This is a genomic window from Cupriavidus malaysiensis (assembly GCF_001854325.1).
GTDB lineage: Bacteria > Pseudomonadota > Gammaproteobacteria > Burkholderiales > Burkholderiaceae > Cupriavidus > Cupriavidus malaysiensis.
On the sequence record NZ_CP017754.1, the window covers coordinates 423,366 to 448,784 of the forward strand.

18 protein-coding genes and 2 pseudogenes are annotated in these 25,419 nt (G+C 61.4%); 12 read left to right on the plus strand and 8 right to left on the minus strand.

Features of this window, described 5'->3' with window-relative positions:
- Window positions 1-8: 8 nt before the first annotated feature.
- Window positions 9-653 carry an OmpA/MotB family protein gene (locus tag BKK80_RS01745; protein WP_071068514.1) on the plus strand — a complete coding sequence of 215 codons (645 nt, stop codon included), beginning with the start codon at window positions 9-11 and terminating at the stop codon, window positions 651-653.
- Between the two features lie 60 nt (window positions 654-713).
- Window positions 714-970: pseudogene (locus tag BKK80_RS37290) on the plus strand (integrase core domain-containing protein); the annotation flags it as partial.
- A gap of 53 nt (window positions 971-1,023) precedes the next feature.
- Here the strand turns inward: BKK80_RS37290 and BKK80_RS36180 are convergent.
- Window positions 1,024-1,626, minus strand: a complete 603-nt coding sequence (locus BKK80_RS36180; RefSeq protein ID WP_157903145.1) for a hypothetical protein — start codon at window positions 1,624-1,626, stop codon at window positions 1,024-1,026.
- A gap of 152 nt (window positions 1,627-1,778) precedes the next feature.
- Here BKK80_RS36180 and BKK80_RS01750 point away from each other — a divergent pair.
- A pseudogene (locus BKK80_RS01750) lies at window positions 1,779-2,546 on the plus strand (IS30 family transposase); the annotation flags it as partial.
- Between the two features lie 309 nt (window positions 2,547-2,855).
- Here the strand turns inward: BKK80_RS01750 and BKK80_RS01755 are convergent.
- Window positions 2,856-6,284, minus strand: a complete 3,429-nt coding sequence (locus BKK80_RS01755; RefSeq protein WP_071068515.1) for a DEAD/DEAH box helicase — start codon at window positions 6,282-6,284, stop codon at window positions 2,856-2,858.
- 261 nt (window positions 6,285-6,545) lie between these two features.
- Here BKK80_RS01755 and BKK80_RS01760 point away from each other — a divergent pair, with 261 nt between their 5' ends.
- From BKK80_RS01760 to BKK80_RS01775, 4 genes are all read left to right on the plus strand, one after another.
- Window positions 6,546-8,390: a type I restriction-modification system subunit M gene (locus BKK80_RS01760; protein ID WP_071068516.1), complete on the plus strand. Its 1,845-nt coding sequence runs from the start codon at window positions 6,546-6,548 to the stop codon at window positions 8,388-8,390.
- Window positions 8,391-8,608: 218 nt separating this feature from the next.
- Window positions 8,609-9,769: a restriction endonuclease subunit S gene (locus tag BKK80_RS35310; RefSeq protein WP_205683710.1), complete on the plus strand. Its 1,161-nt coding sequence runs from the start codon at window positions 8,609-8,611 to the stop codon at window positions 9,767-9,769.
- Window positions 9,766-10,701, plus strand: a complete 936-nt coding sequence (locus tag BKK80_RS01770) for a DUF5655 domain-containing protein (RefSeq protein WP_071068517.1) — start codon at window positions 9,766-9,768, stop codon at window positions 10,699-10,701. The genes BKK80_RS35310 and BKK80_RS01770 overlap by 4 nt, the downstream gene beginning before the upstream one ends.
- Before the next feature lie 60 nt (window positions 10,702-10,761).
- Window positions 10,762-13,857 carry a type I restriction endonuclease subunit R gene (locus tag BKK80_RS01775; protein ID WP_071068518.1) on the plus strand — a complete coding sequence of 1,032 codons (3,096 nt, stop codon included), beginning with the start codon at window positions 10,762-10,764 and terminating at the stop codon, window positions 13,855-13,857.
- 380 nt (window positions 13,858-14,237) lie between these two features.
- On the opposite strand, the gene BKK80_RS36185 is transcribed toward BKK80_RS01775, so the two are convergent.
- Entirely contained in the window at window positions 14,238-15,470 is a 1,233-nt protein-coding gene (locus BKK80_RS36185; protein ID WP_157903146.1) for a hypothetical protein, read from the minus strand.
- 1,130 nt (window positions 15,471-16,600) lie between these two features.
- Window positions 16,601-17,677: an HNH endonuclease gene (locus tag BKK80_RS36190; protein WP_236903712.1), complete on the minus strand. Its 1,077-nt coding sequence runs from the start codon at window positions 17,675-17,677 to the stop codon at window positions 16,601-16,603.
- A 387-nt stretch (window positions 17,678-18,064) separates the two neighbouring features.
- On the opposite strand from BKK80_RS36190, the gene BKK80_RS36195 reads away from it, so the two are divergent.
- Window positions 18,065-18,370, plus strand: a complete 306-nt coding sequence (locus BKK80_RS36195) for a hypothetical protein (RefSeq protein WP_157903148.1) — start codon at window positions 18,065-18,067, stop codon at window positions 18,368-18,370.
- Between the two features lie 392 nt (window positions 18,371-18,762).
- Here BKK80_RS36195 and BKK80_RS37860 read toward each other — a convergent pair whose 3' ends face one another.
- Window positions 18,763-18,921, minus strand: coding sequence for a helix-turn-helix domain-containing protein (locus BKK80_RS37860; RefSeq protein WP_335582955.1), 159 nt, complete (start codon window positions 18,919-18,921; stop codon window positions 18,763-18,765).
- A gap of 162 nt (window positions 18,922-19,083) precedes the next feature.
- On the opposite strand from BKK80_RS37860, the gene BKK80_RS01795 reads away from it, so the two are divergent.
- Window positions 19,084-19,386 carry a DUF1484 family protein gene (locus BKK80_RS01795; RefSeq protein WP_071068521.1) on the plus strand — a complete coding sequence of 101 codons (303 nt, stop codon included), beginning with the start codon at window positions 19,084-19,086 and terminating at the stop codon, window positions 19,384-19,386.
- 372 nt (window positions 19,387-19,758) lie between these two features.
- Here BKK80_RS01795 and BKK80_RS01800 read toward each other — a convergent pair whose 3' ends face one another.
- From BKK80_RS01800 to BKK80_RS01805, 3 genes are all read right to left on the minus strand, one after another.
- Window positions 19,759-20,061, minus strand: coding sequence for a type II toxin-antitoxin system Phd/YefM family antitoxin (locus BKK80_RS01800; RefSeq protein ID WP_071068522.1), 303 nt, complete (start codon window positions 20,059-20,061; stop codon window positions 19,759-19,761).
- 190 nt (window positions 20,062-20,251) lie between these two features.
- The gene (locus tag BKK80_RS36200; RefSeq protein ID WP_157903149.1) at window positions 20,252-20,665 is read right to left on the minus strand and encodes a hypothetical protein; all 414 of its coding nucleotides are present in this window, start codon (window positions 20,663-20,665) and stop codon (window positions 20,252-20,254) included.
- A 243-nt stretch (window positions 20,666-20,908) separates the two neighbouring features.
- Window positions 20,909-21,457 (minus strand): MarR family winged helix-turn-helix transcriptional regulator, encoded by a 549-nt coding sequence (locus BKK80_RS01805; RefSeq protein ID WP_071068523.1) that lies wholly within the window; start codon window positions 21,455-21,457, stop codon window positions 20,909-20,911.
- A gap of 465 nt (window positions 21,458-21,922) precedes the next feature.
- Here BKK80_RS01805 and BKK80_RS01810 point away from each other — a divergent pair, with 465 nt between their 5' ends.
- The 3 genes from BKK80_RS01810 (at window position 21,923) to BKK80_RS01820 (ending at window position 25,275) form a co-directional block, all read left to right on the plus strand.
- Entirely contained in the window at window positions 21,923-22,912 is a 990-nt protein-coding gene (locus BKK80_RS01810; RefSeq protein WP_236903713.1) for a Bug family tripartite tricarboxylate transporter substrate binding protein, read from the plus strand.
- 129 nt (window positions 22,913-23,041) lie between these two features.
- On the plus strand, window positions 23,042-24,340 hold the full coding sequence (locus BKK80_RS01815; RefSeq protein WP_071068524.1) for a sulfatase family protein: 1,299 nt from the start codon (window positions 23,042-23,044) through the stop codon (window positions 24,338-24,340).
- 80 nt (window positions 24,341-24,420) lie between these two features.
- Window positions 24,421-25,275, plus strand: coding sequence for a YdcF family protein (locus BKK80_RS01820; protein ID WP_084545620.1), 855 nt, complete (start codon window positions 24,421-24,423; stop codon window positions 25,273-25,275).
- Window positions 25,276-25,419 lie beyond the last annotated feature (144 nt).

The window sequence follows — 25,419 nt, forward strand, 5'->3', positions numbered from 1 at the left end:
CACATTCCATGAAAGAGAAGCCAAACGAGTGGGTGGCCATTGCGGACCTGATGGCTGGCGTGATGGCTGTGGTGATGTTGCTGCTGGTCCTATCGGTCGTTCAGCGACAGTACGCGGAGATTCGCCACAAGGCGGAAATGGAACAGGGTTCGGCCGCCTATCGCAAGCACATCACCGAGATGCTGCAGGACATGAAACAGACGTTCTCAAGCCAGGGCTTGGAGGGGCTAGTTTCAATCGATTCGGACGCCGGCAAGATCACGCTGCGCGACGGCGTCTTTTCACGTGGAAGCGCCTGCATCACGCCTGAGGCAAAGATGGCCATCGCACAGATAGAAGCGAAAGTCGCCGACTATCTTGCGCGGATCCCCGGCGGTCAAATCTACGTGGAAGGCCATACCGACAATCTTCAAGTCTCCCGGCCAGTGACCGACTTCGCTCACTATTGCACCGTCTATGATGACAACTACACGTTGTCCGCGGCTCGTGCACGTGAAGCTCGGCGCTTGCTGATCGGCAAGCTCGGTAGTCAAGTTGCTAAGCGCGTGGTTGTGGCGGGCTTCGGCGACTCGCATCCGCTAGCGAACGTCGCGTCAGAAGACGCGCGCAACCGGCGAGTGGAAGTTCGATTCGTGGTGCAGCAGAACAGCTGAACGCTTGTACGAGCACCCAGAGCCCCGCGTAGTTTGGATGCACGATGGCTTGCTTTATGTTCCGCCTACATCGGCCATTGCACGTGCAGATTCGTGCGAGAGCCGGGGCCGGGGCCGGAACCGCTGACGACCCATAGAGCAATGGCATGGCCGCGTCCTTCGTCAAGGCCATGCAGCGTGACTACATAGTCGTCATGGACAAGCCGGAAGCGCCAATAGCACTCTCCCAATTTACCGCTGCATTCGAACACTACAACGAACATCACCCGCACAAAGCGTTGAGATATTGCACACCGGGGGAGCTTCGGCGAGCTGCCGCCATCAATTTAGCAATGTCCGGGTGTCCTGAGCTACGGAAGCAAGTCCATGATCAATGTCCGCCAAGGCCATACTCCACACGAAGCCCAGCGTTCCGCTGCAATATCCGGATTGTTTCCAATTGATTTAGTAGGTCATTCTTGAGCGATTGAACCTGTTCGTGAAGATGTAGCAATTGAATGCCGCGTCTATTGGAAGACAATGCGTCAACCACATCGTTCTCCGCTTCTCGGATTTCCGCTTCTAGTCGCAGTGCTATTTTCCTATTGCTATCGATTTCATTGAGTTTTGTGTAAAAATCATTCTCGATTCGGAGGGCTAGTGCGACGCCTATCAGCGCCATAGCCATAGGAATAACCGCCAACTCCACAAATTTTGCCTGCCGGGTGTAGGCAATAGACAAGGACATGAGTATTCCTTTTGCGCCATCATCCAGCTTTCTAGCGTGTACCTCAAGCAGCTTGGTATCGTGGCTGGCAACAGTCTCCAGCCACCAATGAAAAAGAAACATCGTTAGGAGCAGGGCAATGCCAAGGCATAGCGGGATCCATGGTCTTTTTTTCCATTGCACCCCGGCAAACTGATAAACCAACGTCAGCAGCATGACGCCGAAGACGGCCGCAGAAGAAAATACAGCAAGAGTGAACTTGTCCATTCACGCCACCTTTTTATGAATATTGGAGCCTATCAGATTTTAATCAATTCTAGTGCCACCATAATGTGGGGGTGTATGGCACTTGATACGAGATATGCTAGGCGGCCTCAAATCTGAAGTGCAACACCTTGCCATTCGGTAAGGTGTAATGAATGACGAAAGCGAAGTACCAACAACTACAACTCGAAGAGCGCATGCGCATCGAGATTTGGAAGGCAGCAGATCTCAGCCTGGGAGGCATTGCTCGCAGGCTTGGTCACGCGCCCTCGACACTGATGCGTGAGCTTCGTCGCAATGCCACCGCCCGTGGCGGCTATGGCGCAATGCGCGCGCAAGCCTGCCGTACATAACGCCTCAAAGCCAGCCGTCCAGCCCCTAGGCTTGCTACTGATGGCGTGCGGCGGGGCGTGGTGCGTCACTTCCTCGATCAGATGTGGTCGCCTCAGGAAATCTCCGCTACGCTCAAGCGGGGCTTTCCTGACCAACCCGACCTCAACGTGTCCCACGAGACCATCTACATCGCCATCTACGCCTATCCGCGAGGTGAGCCGCGCCGCTAACTCATCGCCTGCTTGCGACAGGTCCGGGCCAAGCGTCTGCCGCGCTCGCGCGGAACCGACCGGTGCAGCCAGATGTCCCGACATGGTCAGCGTCTACGTGCGCCCGTTTGAGGTCAATGATCGGCTCATGCCCGGGCACAGGGAGGGCGACCTCACTAAGGGGGGCAACCCATCGGCCGTAGGCGTACTGGTCGAGTGCATGAGCCGCGTCGTACTGCTGGTCAAGATGCAGGACGCTACCGCTGATCGGCTCTGGCCGGCTTTACCGTGAAGCTGCGATCCTTGGTGGCGCCGCTGCGTCAGACCCTGACTTACGACCAGGACCGGGAGATGACCCGGCACGCCGAACTGAGCACTTCGCACTTGAAGCCGCCCCTAGATTGCCTTGCCGAAATTCTCCGCAGTAAGGAGCCGGCACCAAGCAGTCTTACCCAGAGCAGGGGAAGGCGACGACGAGGCCGTGATTTCAGAGTCGGTCATAGTAAATCCAATGCCGAGGTAATCGGACAAGGAGAGCGCCTTGAGATCGGGCCAGATGACCTCGGCGAGGCGGCCGGCCCCCCCCCCGCATAAGGCTTGTAGGACGAGCCGCCAAGGCTCGGGGGGCAGTTGTCGGCACTTAGGCCCAATCGAGAGCCTCGCCTCTCACCGAGGCGAGGCCGAAGGAACCTAGGCGTATAGCTCGGAGCCGGACACTGCCGCACCCAGCCTATCGAACCACTGCCGCTCCCCAATCGGCGTCCCGAGCTGCGCCATCGCTTCGCCGAAGTACGGCATGTCACCCCACAGTGATGCGTCCCCAACGACGAACACGCGATTCTGCGCGCGCGTGACGGCGACATTGAGGAGGTTGGGTTTGGTCGCCGCCCATTTCGCCGATCCCGCGCTGTCGTGATCGGCACCGAGCACGAAGACGACGACATATTCCTCTTTGCCCTGAAACGTGTGCACTGTGCCTATCCGCTCCCTGCACCAGGACGCCCAGGCCTTTTTGCTCGGAGCACGCTCGCCGGCCTCCGCTTGCCAATCGATCGCACGCAAGCGATCTTGCAGCGCGCGCTTGATCGCCTTGAAGGGCGAGATGACATACAGTGGAGGCAGTGTGCCGGAGGCCTGATACAGCCGCACTACCAGCTTCGCCACGATCTCGACCTGCTCGGGCACCACCTGCTTGCTGGCTGTTTTGCCGGACACATCGATCCACGCACTGTTTCCCAGGCGGAGCGGATCGGATGACGGCATACGCTCGGTCAGCCCGTACACCATCTTGCCGTGATAGGCGATCCGGTTCGCGATCGAGAACATCGGGTCGAGGCAGCGCCGGTGGACCCGCAATGGGCTGCCGATCCACAGCGGCGGCGCGCCCTCCACGGGTACCGCAGTACCAAACGGATTGGCAGAGTCGGCCAATTGCTGTGCGGAGGTCATGGTGGGTGCGCAGCGCTTGTCGGAGGTGTGTGCCGACAGTTCCGCCAGTGCGTCGATCAATCGGCTCGGCACGGTGAAGACTGGCTCGATCTGTAGCGGGTCGCCGACGACCATGGCCCTTCGTGATCGCCATAGCGCACCGACCGCTGCCTGCGGCACGGCCTGGCCGGCCTCGTCGATGAACAGCCAGCCGATCGAGCCGGGGCCCATGCCGCGGAACTGCCGTGCGAACGACGCAAAGGTCGATGAGACCACGGGTACCATCAAGAACAAGCTCTGCCAGAGGAGCAGAGCTTGCTCTGGCCTTTGTAACGGCGGGCCGCTGAGCATCTTGCTGAGCGCGACCAAGTTCCCGCCGAAGCCGCCCCCCTTCTTTAAGACTTCGGCTAGCCAGGCCTCGTGCAAGGCCAAGGCAGCCACGGTCAATCCGGAGCGCAGTTGCGCCAAGGCTGAGTCTTGCCAGAGCCCGTCGCGCTGTACCTCGTCAGCTTCGATCGTTTCGGCGACACCCGGCACGCGCATCTCGGGGAATTGCTCGCGATATGCGGCCAGCTTGTCCTGCTTTTCACGCCAGCTGGTGCGGGCCTTGTGCAGGTCTTGCTCGGCGCGTGCATGGAGCGCTTGTGCGTCGCGTAGGGTCGAACCTGTTGCGGCGGCTTCGGCGCGGCAGCGGGCTGCCAGCTTACGCGCCGCGATCTGTTCCCCGGCATTACGAGCCACATCGCCGGCATGCTGCCGAGCGGCGGCCGTGCGGAACAGCCTGGACAGCATCCCTGGCTTCGCGCGATCGAGCAGGCGCTCTTCTTCGCGCAGGTCGGCGAGGGCGCTGTCGGCTGCCTGATGGGCGCTTTGGCTGCGTTCGGCGGCGGCATTGGCCTGCTCAACCTGCTGCGATGACGAGGCGAGCGCCGCCGAAGCCGTCCGCGTGGCCGCTTCCTCCGTCACCTCAGACCAGGCGGCCTGCAGTTCGGCGTAGTCCTTTCGTTGGTCGAGTGCCTGCTGCAAGGCCTGGTCTGCGCGCTGGAAGGCCCGTTTGGCCTCGTCGAAGGTCGGGCCAACATACTGGGCGCGCCATGTCCAGATCGTCTGGTAGTCATCGGAAGCGGTCCGATTGTCGGAACCCCGGGCGTCGAAGAAGACGCGATCCACAAATCGACGGCGGTTCTTCGAATTGCCCAGCGCACAGGACACCAGTCCCCACGGTACGTCTTTGGGCTGCAGTCTGGTGAACTTGGCACGGCTGTTCTGTGCCGCGAGCTTGTGCGCAACCGGCTGCAGATAGCCGATCTCCTGCCATGCCTCGCCCAGCTGCTTGCGCTTGGGCAAGTCGGCGGAAATGTTCTCCACTGCCGCATTGTTCGACGATGCCACCACCATCTCAAATCCCGTGAGCTCCTGGCGCAGGACACCGACGGTCGCATGGCTGCCATCGGCAAACTCCACGCGCTCGCGCACTGGGAATGCGCGGTCGGCGCTTGGCAAGCGGGCCAGCTCGCGTGCGCGGCGGACAATGTTCTCGCAGATCATGTCCCGCAGCAGCGTCGTCTTGCCGGTGCCCGGCGGGCCGTTGACGGAGAACAGTCCGCTATCCTTGAGCCGATCGAACGCCGTATTGATGGCGAATTGCTGCATCAGGCTCATCTTGCGCGTCGCGTCTTCCGGCCAGTGCCCCGCATTCATCTTGGCGGGATGCAGTGCCCGTATGATCTCCTGGCGGCCGGCATCGGTGTACAGGTCGACGCGCCGGCTGGGATCGCCCGGTAGCAAGTAGGCGCGCACGGTTTCAGGAACTTTTCCCTCACGCACGGACGCTATGCACCGCTCGATGTCCTCGATGAAGAAGCTGTTCAGGATGTCGATCTTCTGCGCTTCCTCTTCGGTATCGTCGTCGTCTTCGTCACCGCTCTCATTTTTCGCCGGACCGTTAGGCTTGTTCGGCGACAACGACGCTGGACCACTCCCGCTCGCTGGCGTGCCGCGGCTTGCCGTTTCTCCGTGCTCCTTTCGCTCCTTCGAGTTGATCTCAAGAAGTGCTACAAGAGACGACGGCGGCCACAAGCAGCCCGCCCAATCCAGCAGCAACGCATTCAACGTACGTAGCTCGTCGCCCGTCAGGGGGAGCGGTTTGGCCTCGTCGCCGCCGCTGGTGCGTTGCTGGCGGCGTTCAGATGCGAAATCGGCCAAACGGTCCGCCAGGCCGCGTCGCGCTGCGTCGAAGGTCCCAGCGCTGAGAGCGCCGAGTCCCGCTTGCTCTGCGGTGCCGATCGCCCACGGCACGGTCGACACGGAAATTGGATCAAGCACCGGCTCCCCATAGGGGCTCAGCGATACGCGCGCAATGCACGTGCGGCCATCCAACGTGGTGCGCTCTTCCTCCTCCACGGCATCGGACGTACCGTCGGATGGCAACGCACGGGCGAAATCTATGATCCGCTGCATGTCGAACACGCCGAGATACAGCTTGAATCCCGTCAGCTCGCGCCCTTCGGGCACGGTCACGTTCTGCCAGGGCATGGGCCCGTCGGGCGCGAGGGCATCAGGCTGGATCCATCGGACCGCACCGTCGTCCTCGTCCGCCTTGTCCAGCACCTGCTTCAGGTCGAACGGGATGAAGAACTCGATCTTGTGCCAGTAATCGAGAATGTCGAGGAGTTGTTCTTGTTCGGCCATGCGTTGAGGATTCCCTGGTCTTGGCTGTTTGTTTGTCTCTGTGCATATTCTCGCACTCTCGATCACGTAGCGAGGCTGTGAAAAGCGGGGGTTTTTTGAAGGCGACGTTGGATGCAGCCGTCCTACTGCATATCCCTCAAGAACAAGGGGACGAGGGCGGCCGGCCTTGAGTAAAATGCCGTGGCAACGTACTGAAAATCAGATGTTTCCCACGAAACATCGCACTGCCGGGCCATATCCTCCAAGCCCGCACCTGAACCGATGAACCACCAAGCCCTCTCGTCATTCATCTGGTCCGTCGCAGACCTGCTCCGCGGCGACTACAAGCAGTCGGAATACGGCCGCGTCATCTTGCCGTTCACCGTGCTGCGCCGCCTGGACTGCGTGCTGGAGCCGACCAAGAAGGCAGTCCTCGCCGAGCGGGATGCCAAGACCAAGGCCGGCCTGAATCCGGATCCCTTCCTGCTGCGCAAGGCGGGAGGCATTGGCTTCTACAACACGAGCGAGCTCGACCTGATCAAGCTGCTGGGCGACCAGGATCACATCCGTCAGAACCTCTATGCCTACGTCCAAGCCTTTTCGCCAGCGGCGCGCGATATTTTCGAGCGCTTCGACTTCTTCACCCAGGTGGAGCGTCTGGCCAAGTCGAACCTGCTCTATCTGGTAACGGAGAAGTTCGCCAACATCGACCTGCATCCCGAGACGGTGGACAACGCCAGCATGGGGCTGGTGTTCGAAGAGCTGATCCGCAAGTTCGCCGAAATCAGCAACGAGACGGCAGGGGAGCACTTCACCCCGCGCGAAGTCATCCGCCTGATGGTGAACCTGCTGTTCATCGAGGATGACGACGTGCTTTCGCCGGGCAACGCCGTGGTGCGCACCATCTATGACCCGACGGCCGGCACGGGTGGCATGCTTTCGGTGGCGGGCGAGTACCTGCTCGAACACAACCCCCAGGCGCGGTTGACCATGTTCGGCCAGGAACTCAACGACGAGTCCTACGCCATCTGCAAGGCAGACATGCTCATCAAGGGCCAGCCGGTGGAGAACATCATCGCCGGCAATACGCTCAGCGAAGACGGTCACGGCGGACGCCAGTTCGACTACATGCTCTCCAATCCGCCGTTCGGCGTGGAGTGGAAGAAGGTCGAGAAGGTCGTGCGCCAGGAGCATGAAAGCAAGGGCTTCGACGGCCGCTTCGGGCCGGGCCTGCCACGCGTGTCGGACGGCTCCATGCTGTTCCTGCTGCACCTGATCTCCAAGATGCGCCCGCTGCAGGACGGCGGCAGCCGTTTCGGCATCGTGCTCAACGGCTCGCCGCTCTTCACCGGCGGTGCCGGCTCTGGCGAAAGCGAGATCCGCCGCTATGTACTGGAGAACGACCTGGTGGAAGCCATTGTCGGCTTGCCCACCGACATGTTCTACAACACGGGCATCTCCACCTATGTCTGGATCCTGTCCAACAAGAAGCCGGCCGACCGCAAGGGCTATGTGCAGCTGATCGATGCCAGCAGCTTCTGGCAGAAGATGCGCAAGAGCCTGGGCAGCAAGCGCAAGGAGATGAGCGACGACCACATCGCCACCGTGACTCGCCTGTTCGGTGATTTCACAGAAGCCGAGCTGGTGACGGTGTTCGATGCGGCAGGCCAGCAGGTCGGCGAAGCGAAGCTGGTCACGGGTACGGACAATGCGCCGGCTGTGCCGGAGGGCGGCAAGCTCAAGCGTGTGCCGATTGCGCGGATCTTCAAGAACGAGGACTTCGGCTATACGACCATCACCGTTGAACGGCCGCTGCGCGATGAGGCGGGCGAGGTCGTGGTGGGACTGAAGGGCAAGCAGAAAGGCAAGCCGCAGCCCGATAGCGCGCTACGTGATACTGAGAATGTGCCGCTGGCCGAAGACATTGGTGCGTACTTCGAGCGTGAGGTACTGCCGCACGCAGCGGATGCCTGGATCGACGAGGAGAAAAGTAAGGTGGGCTACGAGATCCCGTTCAACCGGCACTTCTATGTGTTTGAGGCACCGAGGAGCTTGTGCGCGATAGACGAGGAGTTGAAGGTGACATCGGCAAGCATTATGAAGATGCTAGCGGAGTTGGCGGAATGAGAATGCCAAGGTATCCAGAGTACAGAAAGAGTGGGGTGCACTGGTGTGCGGAGGTGCCATCGACTTGGGAGATATGTGCTCTTAAGCGGATTGTTCTCAAGGTCGAGTCCGGTGTCAGCGTTAATGCAGTTGATGCACCGGCGAATCCGTACTCTCCGGGTGTTCTTAAGACTAGTTGTGTCTATGGGGGGGTGTTCGACCCCAGTGAGAATAAGGCCGTGCTCGAAGACGAATTCGGTCGCGTCGCTTGTCCAGTCAAGGCGGGGGCTTTAATTGTAAGTCGGATGAATACGCCTGCTCTTGTTGGAGCTGCGGGCCTAGTTCGAGAAAGTAATGAAAATCTGTATTTGCCAGATCGCCTTTGGCAAGTTCATTTCGATGCGGTTGCCCCGGCTTTTGTTCACTACTGGACGCTTTCACTTGCCTATCGCACTCAGGTTGAAATGGCCTGTGATGGTACCAGCTCAAGCATGCAAAATCTGGCCCAAAGCGACTTTATGCGGTTCACAATTGCGCTGCCGAGTCGCGATGAACAGACCGCTGTTGTTAGCTTTCTTGACCATGAAGTCGCTAAAATTGACGCACTTATTTCTGAACAGAAAAGGCTCATCGCCTTGCTGGTCGAGAAGCATCAAGCTACGATCGCTCACGCTGTCGCACGTGGTTTGAACTCTGATGTCCAGTTGAAGGATTCTGGGGTGGAGTGGCTCGGGGAAATTCCAGTGCACTGGAAGACGGGGAAGATCCAGTCCTTCGCGCGTCGTGAGTCGGGTCACACGCCAAGCCGGCAAAATCCTGAGTACTGGAAAAATTGCACGATTCCTTGGTTCTCACTCGCTGACGTTTGGCAAATACGGGAAGGTAACGTCAGATATGTCTATGAGACGAAGGAGATGATTAGTGAGTTGGGTATTGCGAACTCCTCGGCTCGATTGCTTCCGGCGGGTACGGTGATTCTCTCTCGGACAGCCTCTGTTGGCTACTCTGCCATCATGGGGTGTGATATGGCGACTACGCAGGACTTCATTAATTGGGTCTGCGGGCCGCAACTTGTGCCGGAATTTCTCCTGTATGTGCTACGTGGGATGAGGTCGGAGTTCGATAGACTTATGATGGGCTCTACACATCAGACTATCTATATGCCAGATGTTGCGAAGCTTGCAATGGCCTTGCCCCCAAAAAATGAGCAGCAGGAGATCGTCGAATTTCTCGATTTTTCCCTTGCTAAGCTTGAAGTGCTTAAGCGCGAAGCGGAGCGGATGATATCTCTTCTCAAGGAACGGCGCGGCGCCATAATCGCGGCGGCCGTCACCGGCCAGATCGACGTTCGCAAGGCAGGTGCCCGCCCGATGGTCGCACGGGAACTCGCAGCTGCATGAGCGACATCCAACTCTTCCGCCTAAACGCCGGCAAAGTCACAGAACTCACCGGCCAAGCGGCCCCACTGGAAAAGACCCTGCAGACCCTCTTCGAGAGTCAGATGGAGCCCCTGCTAGGCGTGCGCTTCCTCGCGACCGAGTACACCACCGGCAAAACCCACAAAGGCCGCATCGACTCGCTGGGCCTGGACGAAAACGGCTGCCCAGTCATCGTCGAATACAAGCGCCACAGCAATGAGAACGTCATCAACCAGGGCTTGTTCTATCTCGACTGGCTGCTGGACCATCAGGCCGAGTTCCGCTGGCTGGTGATGGAGAAACTGGGCAAGGCAGTGGCTGACCAGATCGAGTGGTCCGGCACGCGCTTGCTGTGCATCGCCGCCGACTACACCCGCTACGACCAGCACGCCGTCCAGCAGATCCCTCGCAACATCGAGCTCCTCCGCTACAAGTTGTTCGGTGACGACCTGCTGTTGCTGGAGCTGGTGAATGCGCAGAGCGTGCCAGACGCAACGGCCGTGAAGCCGGCCGCGGCGAAGGCGTTGCCCGAAGAACCGGTCCAGCCGAAGGCTGCAAGTAAGGACAAGTCCCTGGCCGAGCAATTGGAGTTGGCCACGCCGGAAATCCGCGCCCTGTACACGCAGATCGTCTCCTTCCTGCAGGCGCTGGGCGAAGACGTTCAGGAGAAGCAACTCAAGCTCTACACCGCCTTCCGGCGCCTGAAGAACTTCGCCTGTGTGATCGTCTACCCCTATCGGCTCGTCGTAACGCTAAAGCTTGACCCCGCTACGGTCGTCATGGAAGGGGAGTTCAGCCGAGACGTCAGCCAGGTCGGCCACTGGGGCACCGGCGACGTGGAGCTCAGCCTGCGCAACGCGCACGACCTGGAGCGCGCCAAGCCTTTGCTGGAGCGAAGCTACACAGAGAACTGACGCTGCCATCGGCAAGCAGGCCGCACCGAACAATTCGAAGAACACGCATCAGGGAAGACCATGAGCCAGAAGAACCTGCACCAGGAGCATCACTTCGAGGAGGAGATCTGCCAGCACCTGGCCAAGCATGGCTGGCTGTACGCCGAAGGCGATGCCGCCCAGTTCGACCGCGCCAACGGTCTGTTCCGCCCAGACCTGCTGGCCTGGGTAGAAGCCACTCAGCCTGAGAGCTACCAGCGCCTGGCCAAGACTCACGGCGCTGCGCTGCCCCAGGTGCTGGCCGAGCGCGTGCGCAAGAACCTCAACGAGCGCGGCACGCTGGACGTGCTGCGGCGCGGCGTGGAGATGCTGGGCCTGAAAGAGCCGCTGATGCTGGCGCAGTTCAAGCCGGCGCTGGCCATCAACCCAGCCATCCAGGCGCACTACGCGGCCAACCGGCTGCGCGTGGTGCGGCAAGTCTGCCACTCGCCGAACCAGCCTAAGGACGAGCTGGACTTGGTGCTGTTCCTCAACGGCATTCCAGTGGCTACCGCCGAGCTGAAATCCGACTTCACGCAGAGCGTGCACGATGCGGTGGACCAGTACCGCTTCGACCGCCCGCCGCAGCCCAAGGGCGGTGTGCTGGAGCCCTTGCTTGCCTTCCCGGGCGGCGCGCTGGTGCACTTCGCCGTCAGCCAGTCGGAAGTGATGATGGCCACCAAGCTGGCGGGGCCGGCCACCACCTTCCTGCCCTTCAACCGAGGCAATGCCGGCGGCGCCGGCAATGCGCCGAACCCCGATGGCTTCCGCACGGCCTACTTGTGGGAGGAAGTCTGGTCGCGCGAGAGCTGGCTGGACATCCTGCATCGCTATCTGATCGGCAAGCGCGACGACAAGAAGCAGCTCAAGGCCGTCATCTTCCCGCGCTATCACCAGCTCGACGCCACGCGCAAGCTGGTGGCAGACGTCCTTGTCAACGGCCCCGGCAACCGCTACCTGATCCAGCATTCCGCCGGCTCCGGCAAGACCAACTCCATTGCCTGGACGGCGCATTTCCTGGCCGACCTGCACGACGCCCAGCACAACAAGCTGTTCGACAGCGTACTGGTGGTGAGCGACCGCACCGTGCTCGATGCACAGTTACAGGAAGCGATCTTCGATTTCGAGCGCACCACCGGTGTGGTGGCTAGCGTCACCAACGAGCACGGCAGCAAGAGCGCCCAACTCTCGCAGGCGCTGAAGGACGGCAAGAAGATCATCGTCTGCACCATCCAGACCTTCCCCTTCGCGCTGAAAGCCGTGCAGAGCCTGGCTGCCACGGAGGGCAAACGTTTTGCGGTGATTGCTGACGAAGCCCATAGCTCCCAGACAGGCGAGGCCGCCTCCAAGCTCAAGGAGTTGTTGTCGGCGGAGGAGTGGGCGGAGCTCCAGGACGGAGGAGAGGTGGATACGGAAGCGCTGCTGGCCGCCCAGATGGAAGCCCGCACCGGCGCGAAGGGCTTGACCTACGTCGCCTTTACCGCCACCCCCAAAGGCAAGACGCTGGAACTGTTCGGGCGCAAGGGGGCGGATGGCATGCCGCAGCCCTTCCATGTCTATTCCATGCGCCAAGCCATCGAGGAAGGCTTCATCCTCGACGTGCTGAAGAACTACACCAGCTACAAACTGGCCTTCAAGCTCGCCCACGACGGCCAGGAGTTCGACGACAAGCAGGTCGAACGCAGCGCCGCCATGAAAGGCGTGATGCAGTGGGTGCGGCTGCATCCCTACAACATCGCCAGCAAAGTGCAGATCATTGTCGAGCACTACCGCGAGAACGTGCAGCCGCTGCTCGAGGGCAGGGCCAAGGCCATGGTCGTGGTCGGCAGCCGCAAAGAGGCCGTGCGCTGGCAGAAGGCCATCCGAGCCTACATCGCCAAGCAGAACTACCCGCTGGGCGTGCTGGTCGCCTTCTCCGGCGAAGTGGATGACCCCGAAAGCTACCCGGAGCCCGTCACCGAGGCTAGCCGAGACCTGAACCCCGGCCTCAAGGGCCGCGACATCCGCGATGCCTTTGCCGAGCCGGACTACCACTTGCTGCTGGTGGCCAACAAGTTCCAAACCGGCTTCGACCAGCCGCTGCTGTGCGGCATGTACGTCGACAAGATGCTCGGCGGCATCCAGGCCGTGCAGACCCTGTCGCGCCTGAACCGCGCCCATCCCGGCAAAGACACCACCTACATCCTCGACTTCGTCAACGAACCGGCCGAGATCCTCAAGGCCTTCAAGACCTACTACGAGACGGCCGAACTGGAGGCTCAGACCGACCCCCACCTCGTCTACGACCTGCGCGCCAAGCTGGATGCCGCGGGCTACTACGACGAATTCGAGGTAGACCGCGTCGCCAAGGTAGACCTGGACCCCAACGGCACGCAAAAAGCCCTCGACGCCGCCATCGCGCCGGTGGCCGACCGCCTGCTCAAGCGCTACAAGGCCGCGCAGCAGGAACAGTCCGCCGCCACAGAGGCCGGCGACGACAAAGCCGCGAAGGCCGCAAAAGACCAGCTCGATGCGCTGGTGCTGTTCAAGAACGACATGGGCGCCTTCGTGCGCCTGTATGCCTTCCTGAGCCAGATCTTCGACTACGGCAACACCGACATCGAAAAGCGCTTCCTCTTCTACAAGCGCCTCATCCCCCTGCTGGACTTCGGCCGCGAGCGCGACACCGTAGACCTGAGCAAGGTCGTGCTCACGCACCACACGCTGAAGCACCGCGGCAAGCAACCCATGGGCCTGAACCACGACGGCAGCTACAAGCTGACGCCGATGGACGCCGTCGGCAGCGGCTCGGTGCAGGAGAAGCAGCAAGCCTACCTCGACGAGATTATCGACAAGGTCAACGGTCTCTTCGAAGGCGAACTGACCGACGATGACCAGCTCGTTTATGTGAATGGTGTGCTCAAGGGCAAGCTGCTGGAGAACGAGACGCTAGTGCAGCAAGCGGCCAGCAACAGCAAGGAGCAGTTCGCCAATTCGCCGGACCTGAAGGATGCACTGATGCACGCGATCATGGATGCGCTGGAGGCGCACACGAGTATGAGTACGCAGGCGTTGGGGTCGGAGAGGGTGCGGCAGGGGTTGAGGGAGATTTTGCTTGGGCCGGCGCAGTTGTATGAGGCGCTGCGAGCGCGCGCTTGACTGTGCTGGCCTCAGCAAATCGTTCTGCCAACAGGTGCCACATATCGTCGCGTCGGTGCGGCCACGAACCATAGGCTTTCTCAGGAGTGATTGCCCCCCTCGTCCTTCATGAGTGCAATCAGCTCTAGATTCCTCTTGCGGACGCCGGCGCCAGATGGCAAACAGCACGCACATCTTTGAGCTACAGCTTCTTAAACGAATCGTGACCGTATCCTTGGACGCGGTCACCTCCTTGGGTTGATAGTTCCTTGGCGCGCCTGAACCTTCGTGGCAAGCGGTAGTTTAGCGCATTGAACGGGAGTTATTCGTTGTGAAACTTATTAGGCATCCTTGCTAGATTCCTTCTGGCTTGTGGAGTCTATATTTCCAGCGTGTTGTTCTTAGAAGGCCTCGGTTAGCTCGTCGGTTGTGCCTCGTGCAAAGCCAGCAAGTTTACTCTTCTGATTGACAAAATAATCATGGACGAAGGAAATGACCTCAAGGCGATCTTCGTAAATGATGTGGAGCTGATTGCTGTAGTGCTCTGATCTGGGGAATACCCGCCAGTGAACCGGCTCCCCTAGAAACTCATCGACCTCATTGTCACTTCGAATTACGATTATCCTGTCGTTCAATTCAATGATCGCGCCGAACGGTGCGGTTCCCGTTGCGACTACTTGGTTAGCGCCAATTTTTGTGTTAATGGTGCCGCGACGATCAAATGTCTCATCATCGATCAACTTGATCTGCGCATTTGGTGACTTTTTTGGTGTCGAGTGTTGGTAATCTGCAACCTCAATTCCATTTTCGGTGATTCGATATATCTTTTCTCGTGCTCCCCAAGAAAATCCATCGCTGCTGGGCGCCTGGCTGCTTGTGACGTTAAAATAATCACCTACACTAACGACTCGGTCAAAAGTGCGAACAGTCTTCGAGGTATTTTTTTCTTTTTCTTCTTTGAATTTGGCCAGGAATGCTCCCTTAGCCGTCCAGCCCATCACGCTCTGAAAGGCCCATTCACATGCGTTGCACGGCTGTTTGGATAGCCTAGTTTCGCTGCTGAGAACGTCATCTGTCTCTTTTCGGTTAAACGAAAATTCAAAGAGCCCGTCATCGCCGGCTGCAGCGGCGATCGCAGTATATCTATCGGAGGCCTTGACTTGAAAAATTCTAGCATCATGATGCTTGATGCCAGAACTCTTGGGTCCCTTCGAAGATGCGCTACCCCGCGGGGTGGAGTAGAGACCTTCGTCGCCACATGCAAAAAATTGGTTATAGTATATTTCTGTGTCTATCGGCAGAAAATTGAATGGGCTTCGCTCTTTTTGCCAAAATCCGGCCCAGTCTCTGAAATTCGAACTGAGGGCGGTTGAGGCGAGTTTTGATAGCTGTGCCTTTATGGGGGTTGCTATCTGAGGGTCCAGAAGGATTTTTCGAACCTTTGGGTTGTAAAAGAGATCGCTGTCGGAGAATGCAACGCGAACGGCTGTCTGAATGTCATTGCTTTTGTCAGCAATCGCATTAACTGCTTGGCGCCAATCAATCTTGTTGATTGCGCCGTTATCCTCGAGAAGCAGCAGCTCGCCGGAATATATCTGCGAATCCCAGAATTCACCGGGAATGGTTAGCTTCACAGGGCGCATCTCTTGCCTCGATGGAGTTTAGATTTCTGCGCAACCGTGATATAGCCGATCTCGCACCATGCGGCCAAGACGTCATGGCTCGGCTTGTCAAATGGAGATAGCCAGGGCGCTACCGGATAGCCATGCCAGTTGTCCTGTTGGTCGCCAACAAATTTGGCCACGAACAAATCCTCACAATCCGGGTGAGGCGAGACCCCTAACTTTGCCGCACGACTGCCAACCGCGTGTACCCCCCAATAGAAGCGCCCACATGTCCAAGTTTCGGCCAGCGATTGTTGGTAGCATGCCTGCTCTTCCGGGAGACCAATGTGCCATTGCGATTTCTGAGCGGCGAATTGCTGATTTCTGTGCTGGGAGTTGGGTGTATAGGGCAAGGCTTCACCTTCTCTTTCGTTCGTCCCTCGTGTGGAAGCCTAGCTTCCAAGGTGCCACGACCTTAGCACACACCGCTACTGGGCCCAATCCGTCTGACGAAGGGGGGAGGTGGCAAGGGGGCCTTAAGAGCTGTCGGACGCACCTTTTGTGCCTCGAATTTGTGACAGCGTGTGCGAGTTGCGGGGAGGGAGGATAGGGGAGACAGCAATCAATAAGCTAGAGAGCATTCAATCCGTTGGTCGCGTGTTGGAGTCATGCCCGCATGACCCACCAGTATTGACGCACGTTTGACTGAACGCGAACAACGGGCTATACGCGGTGTTCGATCTGAAAGGCAAAGATGCGGGCTTGCAATATTCAGAAATCATTGCCGATCACTCCAGATGTGCTGTTTTCAGCGTGAGTAGCGATTCAGCAGGCCGGCCGCCGCTTCAATCCCTAGAGCCGAGTCTGGGGCCACACTACTCGACCCTGAGGCGAAAGCCTCGACGGCTGCGCTCGTGCGTAAGGCCCGCGAGGGACAAGCGCCGACGAAGTCTTACTTGCGGCAGACTTCCGCCACTAGGGTACCGGGCTCCGCTTACTTCGGCGCGTAGGCAAACCGCTCCTCGGTGTACTTGCTCTTCGTCATGGCACGACTTCCTTGTCTCCAAGGTGAACATTACGCTGAAATCTTCCAGCTTCACATGGCACGGATTCCCGGGAGAGCAGCAGATGCTCGCTCGTCTTGGGTGCGGGTTCGACGCTTACTGCCCGACTTCTTTAGCCGCAATCGCTTCCATCAGCTCCAAATTCTTCTGGTACCCCCGAAGCCCATGATGAATGTGCCGATGGCACGTTGGACAGATTGCCGCCACGTGACGCGGATGATCGAGACCGCCGTCTGAAACGCGTGTCGTGTGATGGGGTTCCAAGTAGGGAGTTCCATCCTTCCGCTGGAAGTTCGCCGGTTGGAGGCATGACTCGCAGATTCCTGCCGCACGCAGCAATACATAGTCCTTCACCCGCTTACTGCGATGGTAGAGCCGCCTGAGCGCAGTCTTCCCCGTTGCGCTTTGCGCATCGTGAAACGCCTCCATAGCTCGCTGACGAGCCTCTTCCAAGTTGACAGGCATCGGATCATCTGTTTCTTCGTCGAAACCAGCGCTGCTCTCATCATCCAGCAGTGCTACAGGGACAAGTTGGAACACAATCACATCGCGCTGCGCTCCATTCTTGTCGGGGCCACGTCGAATTGAGTGACCAGCATAGGCGTGCTCGCCGAGGTATTCCTGGCCTTTGCCCTTGCCGAGCGATTTGAACAAGTGCAGCGCTTTTCCATGTATTGCATGGTCGCGGATGGCCAAGTTGCCACGAGTGAACGTCATGTTGCCGGCTTGGCCCTCGCCGGTGTATGAGAACACGCCGAGTTCATCGCGGCCATCAACATAGCCATACTGCTCGCCGCTTTCCCCTGTGAAAACGAATATGGCTCGTGCAGTACTCGATGGTGCAATGCCACTCTGGTAGCTGCCGCCGAAGGGTTCGTGGATGTCGGTCCGTCTGTCGTAAATCTTCCCGAGCGAAAAGAATGGCGCTTCAGCGTGCTCCCGCGTTTGGCGTTCGTTTGGAAGCCGCACGATCTTGAAGCCCCGTTCCTCAAGATAGGAATTTGTGGGGTTGCCACCGTAAAAGCCGCTGACCGAGAGACCGGTAGCCATGGAAACAATCTGTTTCGGTGGATACAGCAAGCCTTCCTCCGAGATCGCGTACAACTGCGACCTCTTGCGTTCCCATCCCTCCCACTCCTTGGTTGCGCGGAGTTCTCGATCGAACTCCTTCATCGCCAAGGTGATAGCAGACCTGTCGACCCTTGGAATACTCAACGTCTTGCCCCCAATTGCCCGAGATTTCGGCATGCACAGGCATGCTCGTTTTCTTGCGTATCAGTATGTCGCTAAGAATTTTCCTATGCAACATTTGGGGAGCGTACTGATAGGGGCGGAATGATTTCCCTATGCGATTTTTTCGATGTCGGAATGTGGGGGGCTTCGTCGCGCCAAGCGCCTAGCACCGCCCCCAAGCCGTCAAGCGGTCGATATCGAGATGAAGGGGCGGTTTCCGCGGCGAGGCGCTGAAGGGCTTGAGGCTATTGAGTTGTGGGGCTGGCTAGGGTGCGACGCGGCGCCGTGAGGATGCTACGAGTACTGGAGACGTGTGCCGCTGGAGACGTGACTTTCTCGCAACTACTTCTCGGCTTCTTTCACTTTTTCCAAGTCCCTGGCAATCCGTTCCCGAACTGGCGACGTATGCCCATGCTCCTCGTCCGTCTTTCCAGTGACAAGCCAGTACGCATACTGCGGCCAGACTCGGCCGATCGCCTCGACCATGCCTTGAACAACCCGCTGATCATCGTGATAGGTGTTCTTCCAACTGGCAGCCTTGATACCAGTCAGATCCTCCATGTGCTTGAACCGACGATGACTATCCGTCACGAAATCTATCAACTCAACAACCCGATGGCGCATATCTATTAGCATAATTTGTGCTCATCGTCTAAATTTGTGCTAATCAGGCGGGGCTGCCGACGAGCCTTCGCGTAGCACTGATCAGTCCCGGGAGGGCGGTCAGAAGCCTCGTGCAGCATGGCGGTCACAGCCGAGAGCCTGTTCACTCATCGAATTCCGGTTCTTGCGAGCATGGCTCGCGAAGCCAAACAGACAGTCCGATGACGAAGCATCGGACTGAGGGCTATCTGCATCCGCGCGATACGCTTAAGCGCGAGCACGGCCACGCATATCGCGCATGTCGAAGGCATAGCCGCCGCATTATCGCCCATGCCAGCAGGCCGGGCGGGTGGCATCGCTATGGATGCGCGACGTAGTGCAAATGGATTGGCGGAGGGATTGGGCGGGGATCGTATTGAGGGCTACAGCGCCGCAGCTGTGGCAATTTCCACCACCGAAACCCCCAACGCCTCCGCAATCGCAACCAAGTGCATCACCCCGATGTTCTGCTCGCCCCGTTCCACCGAGCCCATATAAGACCGGTCAATCCCGGCACGCAGTGCAAGTTCTTCCTGTGACATTCCGTGTTCCTTGCGGATCTGTCTGATGGCTTGTCCTAACTGGACGAGAGGTGCGGCACCGCCGTGCCGAGGGGATGCGATTGGCATCCCGTGATCCTGTCGCTATGATGACGATCTAACCACGGACGATCTTACCCAAAACCTTGCTCAAAGGAGTTGCCCATGACCGCTCGTCAACGCCGCCTACGTGTTGCCACCGCTCCCGCAGATGCCTCCTTGCTGGCCGACCGTCTTGAGACGCTCGACGAGCCCGTACTGGAGCATGAGGAAGACGAACCCCACCGCGACATCATCCTCCAATCCTGCGACGAACTCCTGCGCGTCAGCGCCGGCCTGGATGCCTTGCTGACCTTGCTGGAACTGCAGGCAGGCGAGAGCTTTGACAGCAATGGCCTTCACGCCTTGCTCCTGCCGCTGAAGTTGCAGATGGATGAGGCGGTAGACCGCGTCCAGGCCCTGTACTGAACCATCGAGGAGACAACCGCGCGGGCCCTGGCTTACCCCAAAGCCACCGCCCGTGCGCACCTGCCGCCCTCGTTGACTTCCCCATCCCGGCGTTCCGCCATCCCCACCGCCCATCACTCCAGCTTGTTCAGGGCCGCGTCCAACGGTGTCGTCTCGCCCACTTCCAGCACCGTCAGCAGTTCGAGGCCGACAGCCTGTGCCTCAAGACCCATGTCTCATACAGGGCAGCCCTGGCCCGGCGCAGGCCGGGCAACACCGCAGGCAGAACAGGCTGGAGAGCGGCAATAGAGGGCTTCCACCTCTTCAGGATTGAGTTCGAAGTTGGCAGTGAGCTTGATGGTGTGTTTCGCGATCAGGATACGAAGCCATTGGTCACCCTGCGACTTTGGCGGCGCGGCGGCGCTTGATGGCCGCAAGGGCGCTATGCGCGTCTTTGACCTTGCCGGCAGCGACATCGGCAAGGCCACTGCTGGCGTCGTTGATCAGCGCCCGGTGGATGCGTTCGCGTTCCAATTGATGGTAGTAGTCCAACCGCTGGGCGTCGATGATGGCCACGTAGCTTTCACCGTGCTTGGTGATGATCTTCTCGGCGCCGGCCTTCACCTGGTCAGCCAGTTCGGACAGATTCGCTCTGGCTTGCGACAGCGGAATCAGGTCTCCGGCAGAAATCGCCATGGCTGGCTCCTTGATGATGTCTGAATAAGAACTTGCACAGCATGCGCGCGCTGGGATCCTCTTGAGGGATCGAAGCCGACCCGCGGTCACCTATGACGGGCCGGTCGCGATGCCCGCCGGGTCGTGTCGCGCTGGCTCTTGGCTTGATGCGGCCAAAGTGCCTTGACCACCGTCACCTCTTTTCCGTCGGCTAAGGACCGGGACAACAAGGGTTCGGGCAGTCCGGCTCGAAGCCAATGCCTGCGATGTCGGCTCGCTCAGGCTTCGAGCCTTTGAATGCAAAGGTTCGGATTTCAAGGCGATCTGGCTTGACGCCAAGCTGACCGAGCAGAAGTCTGAGATGGCCTTCGCGTTGCTGTGTGAGGTGTACTGATACCCCGAGAGATGGCGCGATCTTCAGTTCACCCAGATAGGCCCCCTTGCCATGGAAGTTCTCCTCGATGGCGGCATGCCAATGCGCGAGCTTGCGGACGTTGGATGCCGTGAGCGTGGAGGCTCCGCGCTCGAACTGCACCTCGGTATCGAGTCCCAGGGGCTTGCAGGCGAGCGCGTTCAGCGAGACGGCCAGGCATGCCGTTGCCATCAGCGGCTTAGGTACGATCATCCCGGAACCCCACGATGTAGGTGGCCACGTTCTCTGCGCTCTCGATACGGAAACGATTCGAGTCCCAATAAAGCAGGAGCAGAAAAGACAGACAATCAGGCGCTTCCGAATCTGCGGCGACGTTTGCGGAACGTTGCAGACAGGGCTGTGCGCTGTTGGAGAGTGCCGCCCAAGCTGTATTGGGACTAGCCAGTAGACCGAGTCCTGGCCCAATGCCAAGCAAACAACCGCGCGGACCCTAGCCTACGTCGAGCCCCCACCCCCCTGCCGCCCACGCCGACTCCCCCCAGCCCGCCGATCCGCCAACGGCAACCCACCCCGCTCCGCCATCCCAGCCGCCCGCTGCTCCAGCTTCCCCAGGATCGCTTCCAGCTGCGCCACTTCCCCCGCTTCCAGCGCCCCCAGCAGTTCAAGATTGACCGCCTGCGTCACCGGAAAGACTTCCCGATACAGCGCCAGCCCTTCGGCCGTCAGCGCCAGCGAGACATGGCGCGCGTCGCCCGCGCGGGTAGTGCGGCTGACCAGTTTTTTCTGCACCAGCTCGGACACGGTGCGCGAGGCGCGCGGGCGGTCCAGGTGGGCCAGCGTGGCCAGGGCGGATAGCGTGGGGGCGGGGCCGCTGGCGTGGGCGCCTAGCAGGGCCAGCAGCCGCCATTCGCGGCGCGTGATGCCGAAGCGGCCTTCGCATTGGCGGATGACGATGCCGCCGGCGCCGGCCAGCACGGCGCTGAGGCGGTAGAGGAGCAGGTCTTCGATCGACTGGGGCTGGGTCAGGCGCGTGCGGTCCGGCATGGTGGGGTGGGGCGGGTGGCCATGGGTTACTGGCCACTGGTTTACACGGGGGATGGTTGTTTTGAACAACTGATTGTGCGCAACGTACATTGCCCTGACAACCCGGGTTGTCGGCAGGCCGGCGCGGTGGCGCCGGCGGCCTGGCCCAGGGTGCCCACCAGCCGGTGGAGGAGGGATGTCGTGGCGGCGCGCGGGTTCCGCTGGCCGTCCGTACGCGGTCGGTGGCCTCGTGTGTGGCGATGGGGGCTGTGCATCGCGGATGCGTGGGCCCTGCGCGGGGCGCGCATCGTCATCGCCATCGCTTTCCAACCGGCGCTTAGAGGAGTTGGAGACATGTCTGTTTGCCGTTCCCTGCCCCCTGGCCCGCAGGACGGGCCGCGTTCCTGCTGGCGGTCCCGATGGCCTGCCGCGTCGCTGCGCCGGCCGTTGTCGCTTGCGCCGTCCGCGGGCCGTCCGCGTCGCGCGGTGCTGCGCCGCTTGCTGGGCGCGCTGTCTTGGTTGCCGGCGCTGCCCTTGCTGTCGATGGGCCTGCCTGGTGCTGCTGGCGTGGCGCACGCGCAGGACCTGTATCCCAGCAAGCCGGTCCGCTTCGTCAACAACTTCCCGCCGGGCGGGCCGTCGGACATCCTGGCGCGTTCGGTGGCGCAGGTGCTGCAGGGCGAGCTGAAGCAGCCGTTCGTGGTGGAGAACAAGCCCGGCGCGGCTGGCAACCTGGGGGCGGGCGCGGTGGCGCGCAGTCCGGCGGATGGTTATACGGTGCTGTTCGGCATCGATACCACTTTCACGGTGAATCCGCACCTCTACGCCAGCATGCCGTTCCAGCCTGGGGAGATGAAGCCGTTGATGATCCTGGCTACCTCGGGCCTGCTGGTGGGGGTGAATCCGGCCACGGGCATCGGCAGCATGGCCGACCTGCTGGCGCGCGCCAAGGCGAAGACGTTGAACTTCAGTTCGGCGGGCAGCGGCAGCCCGGGGCATATCGCGGTGGAGTCGTTCCGCCGCGCCACGGGGGCCACTTTGAACAACGTGCCGTACAAGGGCAGTTCGCCGGCGGCCACGGCGGTGGTGGCGGGCGAGGTGGATGGCGGCATGCTGGCCACGCCGGCGCTGCTGCCTTTCGTGAAGGCGGGGCGGGTGAAGGCGCTGGCGGTGACGGGCGCGCAGCGCTCGACCTTGCTGCCGGAGGTGCCGACGGTGACGGAGCTGGGCTTCAAGGCGCTGGAGCATGAGGTGCTGTACGTGGCGATGGTGCCGGCGGCCACGCCGGAGCCGGTGCAGCGCGTGCTGGAGCGCGCCATGGCGGATGCGCTGGCGCGGCCGGAGGTGCGCGCGCGGCTGGCGGCGCTGGATATGCGTCCGGATGGCGCGGTCGGCGCGGCGGCGGCGCAGCGCATGGCGGCGCTGTCGGAGCGCTACCGGCAGTTGATTGCCGCCGCCGGTATTCGTGCGGATTGAGGGGCGCGGATTGAGCGGCGCGGATTGAGTATCGAGGACTGAGCGTCGCCCGGCCGCGGCCGCCACGCGCATGACTTTCTGAACGCCGGCGCGCGTGTCCGTCGCGCCGCGCCGGTTATCGAGTGAACGATGAAACCCAACCTGATCTACATCGTGGCCGACGATCTCGGCTATGCCGACCTCGGCTGCTACGGCGGCCGCGTGCCCGTCTCGCCAGTCCTCGACAGCCTGGCCGCCAACGGCTTGCTGCTGACGCAGGGCTATGCCAATTCGCCGGTGTGCTCGCCCACCCGCTTCGCGCTGATGACGGCGCGCTACCAGTACCGCCTGCGCGGCGCGGCGGAGGAGCCCATCAGCAGCAAGCGTATCGGCAGGCCGCAGGGTTTGCCGCCCTCGCATCCGACGCTGCCGTCGCTGCTGCGCGATGCGGGCTACCGCACCGCGCTGATCGGCAAGTGGCACCTGGGCTTCGCGCCGGACTTCGGCCCGCTCTTGTCCGGCTACGACGAGTTCTTCGGGCCGATGGCCGGCGGCGTGGACTACTTCACCCATTGCGATTCCACCGGCCGCCATGACCTGTGGCACAACGAGGAACCGCACCAGGAGCCCGGCTACCTGACCGACCTGCTGTCGCGCCGCGCGGTGGACTTCGTGGAGCGCATGGCGGCGCAGGACGCGCCCTTCTTCCTCAGCCTGCACTACACCGCGCCGCACTGGCCGTGGGAGACGCGCGACGACGCCGCGCTGGCGCCGCAGGTGAAGGACAACCTGTTCCACCTGGACGGCGGCAATATCCACACCTACCGCCGCATGATCCACCACATGGACGAAGGCATCGGCTGGCTGGTGGAGGCGCTGCGCCGGCTCGGCCGGCTCGACAACACGCTGATCGTCTTCACCAGCGACAACGGCGGCGAGCGCTTCTCCGACAACTGGCCGCTGGTGGGCGGCAAGATGGACCTGACCGAAGGCGGCATCCGCGTGCCCTGGATCGCCCACTGGCCGGCGGTGATCGCGCCGGGCGGCAGCAGCGCCCAGCCCTGCATGACCATGGACTGGTCCGCGACGATGCTGGACGCCGCCGGCGTGGCGCCGCATCCCGACTACCCGCTCGACGGCATCTCGCTGCTGCCGCTGCTGCGCGACGCCGGCCACCGCTTCCCGCGCCCGCTCTACTGGCGCATGAAGCACCGCGACCAGCGCGCCCTGCGCGACGGCGACTGGAAGTACCTGCAGGTGGACGGCCACGACTACCTGTTCGACCTCAGCCAGGACGAGCGCGAACGCGCTAACCGCGCCGCGCGCGAGCCCGGGCGGCTGGCGGCGATGCGTGAGGCGTGGCTGGCGTGGAACGCGCAGATGCCGGCGATTCCGGAGGAGGCGCTGGTGAGCCTGGGGTATTCGGCGAAGGATATGCCGCAGCGCTGAGGGGAAGCGGCTGCAGGAACCTGCCGCGCGGATGCCGTATGCTCTGCTTCATCACCGTCACGCAGGCAATGCAGAGCAAGATGCCGTTTGCAGGAAATCCGCAGCACGTAGGGACCGCCCGGGGGCGGTGTATCGAGCGTCTCGAACGCATCGGCCGCATCGGCCTGGTCCTGCTGGGCGCGTTGTTGCTGGGCGACGCCGTCGGCCTGATGTCGCTGGGCCTGTTCAACTTCGGCGTGATCCTGCCCACCGCGATCGGCGCGGCCTTCCTGTTGCTGGGCTGGCGCTGGCCCGCCGTGGCGCGCTGGCGCGCGGCGCGGCGGTGGCGGCAGCGCTTGTGGCGGGCGGGGTGGACGGCCTTCGGGCTGTGGCTGGTGTCGGTGGCGGTGTTCTTCCACACGCTGCACGGCGAGATCGTCGCGGCGGCGCCGGAGGCTGCGGCGGCGCGCGCGACGGCGGCGAAGTCCATCGTGATCCTGGGCGCCGGCACGCCCAACTGCGCGGCCTCGCCCACGCTGGCGGCGCGCCTGGACGCGGGCCTGATGCTGGCGCGCCAGCTGCCGGCCGCCTGGGTGGTGGTGAGCGGCGGCGAGGATTTCCTGCGCGGCTGCCGCGAGGCGGACGTGATGGCCGACTACCTGCTCGCGCGCGGCCTGGCGCCCATCCGCCTGATCCGCGAGGGCCGCGCCACCAGCACCGACGAGAACCTGCGCTTCAGCCGCGAGCTGCTGGCGCAACAGGGCGTGCCGGCCACCGAGCCGGTCATCGTGGTGACCAGCGATTTCCACCTGATGCGTGCCGAGCGCATCGCGCGCAAGGCGGGCTTCACGCAGGTGGCGGGCGCGGCCGCGCCGACGCCGCTGTACCTGCGCTATAACGCCTGGCTGCGGGAGTATTTCGCGCTGATCAGCGGGCGGGTGCTGGGGGAGTATTGAAGCAGCCGCCGGGCGCCTCCGGCGTACCCCATCAGGATGCGGATCGATGGCGCTCAGCGCCCCATCCTGCAGCCCCAGCCATGGCCAAACCGTCACTCCGGCGGTCAGCCTTGCGCCCGGCCTCAACGGACCTGCCCTGTCGCG

Excerpts from the sequence above, each read along its gene's own strand:
- BKK80_RS01745 (WP_071068514.1), top strand. The coding sequence starts at position 9 with ATGAAAGAGAAGCCAAACGAGTGGGTGGCCATTGCGGACCTGATGGCT.
- BKK80_RS36180 (WP_157903145.1), bottom strand. The coding sequence starts at position 1,626 with ATGGACAAGTTCACTCTTGCTGTATTTTCTTCTGCGGCCGTCTTCGGC.
- BKK80_RS01755 (WP_071068515.1), bottom strand. The coding sequence starts at position 6,284 with ATGGCCGAACAAGAACAACTCCTCGACATTCTCGATTACTGGCACAAG.
- BKK80_RS01760 (WP_071068516.1), top strand. The coding sequence starts at position 6,546 with ATGAACCACCAAGCCCTCTCGTCATTCATCTGGTCCGTCGCAGACCTG.
- BKK80_RS01770 (WP_071068517.1), top strand. The coding sequence starts at position 9,766 with ATGAGCGACATCCAACTCTTCCGCCTAAACGCCGGCAAAGTCACAGAA.
- BKK80_RS01775 (WP_071068518.1), top strand. The coding sequence starts at position 10,762 with ATGAGCCAGAAGAACCTGCACCAGGAGCATCACTTCGAGGAGGAGATC.
- BKK80_RS36190 (WP_236903712.1), bottom strand. The coding sequence starts at position 17,677 with ATGAAGGAGTTCGATCGAGAACTCCGCGCAACCAAGGAGTGGGAGGGA.
- BKK80_RS37860 (WP_335582955.1), bottom strand. The coding sequence starts at position 18,921 with ATGTCACAGGAAGAACTTGCACTGCGTGCCGGGATTGACCGGTCTTAT.
- BKK80_RS01795 (WP_071068521.1), top strand. The coding sequence starts at position 19,084 with ATGACCGCTCGTCAACGCCGCCTACGTGTTGCCACCGCTCCCGCAGAT.
- BKK80_RS01800 (WP_071068522.1), bottom strand. The coding sequence starts at position 20,061 with ATGGCGATTTCTGCCGGAGACCTGATTCCGCTGTCGCAAGCCAGAGCG.
- BKK80_RS36200 (WP_157903149.1), bottom strand. The coding sequence starts at position 20,665 with ATGATCGTACCTAAGCCGCTGATGGCAACGGCATGCCTGGCCGTCTCG.
- BKK80_RS01805 (WP_071068523.1), bottom strand. The coding sequence starts at position 21,457 with ATGCCGGACCGCACGCGCCTGACCCAGCCCCAGTCGATCGAAGACCTG.
- BKK80_RS01815 (WP_071068524.1), top strand. The coding sequence starts at position 23,042 with ATGAAACCCAACCTGATCTACATCGTGGCCGACGATCTCGGCTATGCC.
- BKK80_RS01820 (WP_084545620.1), top strand. The coding sequence starts at position 24,421 with ATGCCGTTTGCAGGAAATCCGCAGCACGTAGGGACCGCCCGGGGGCGG.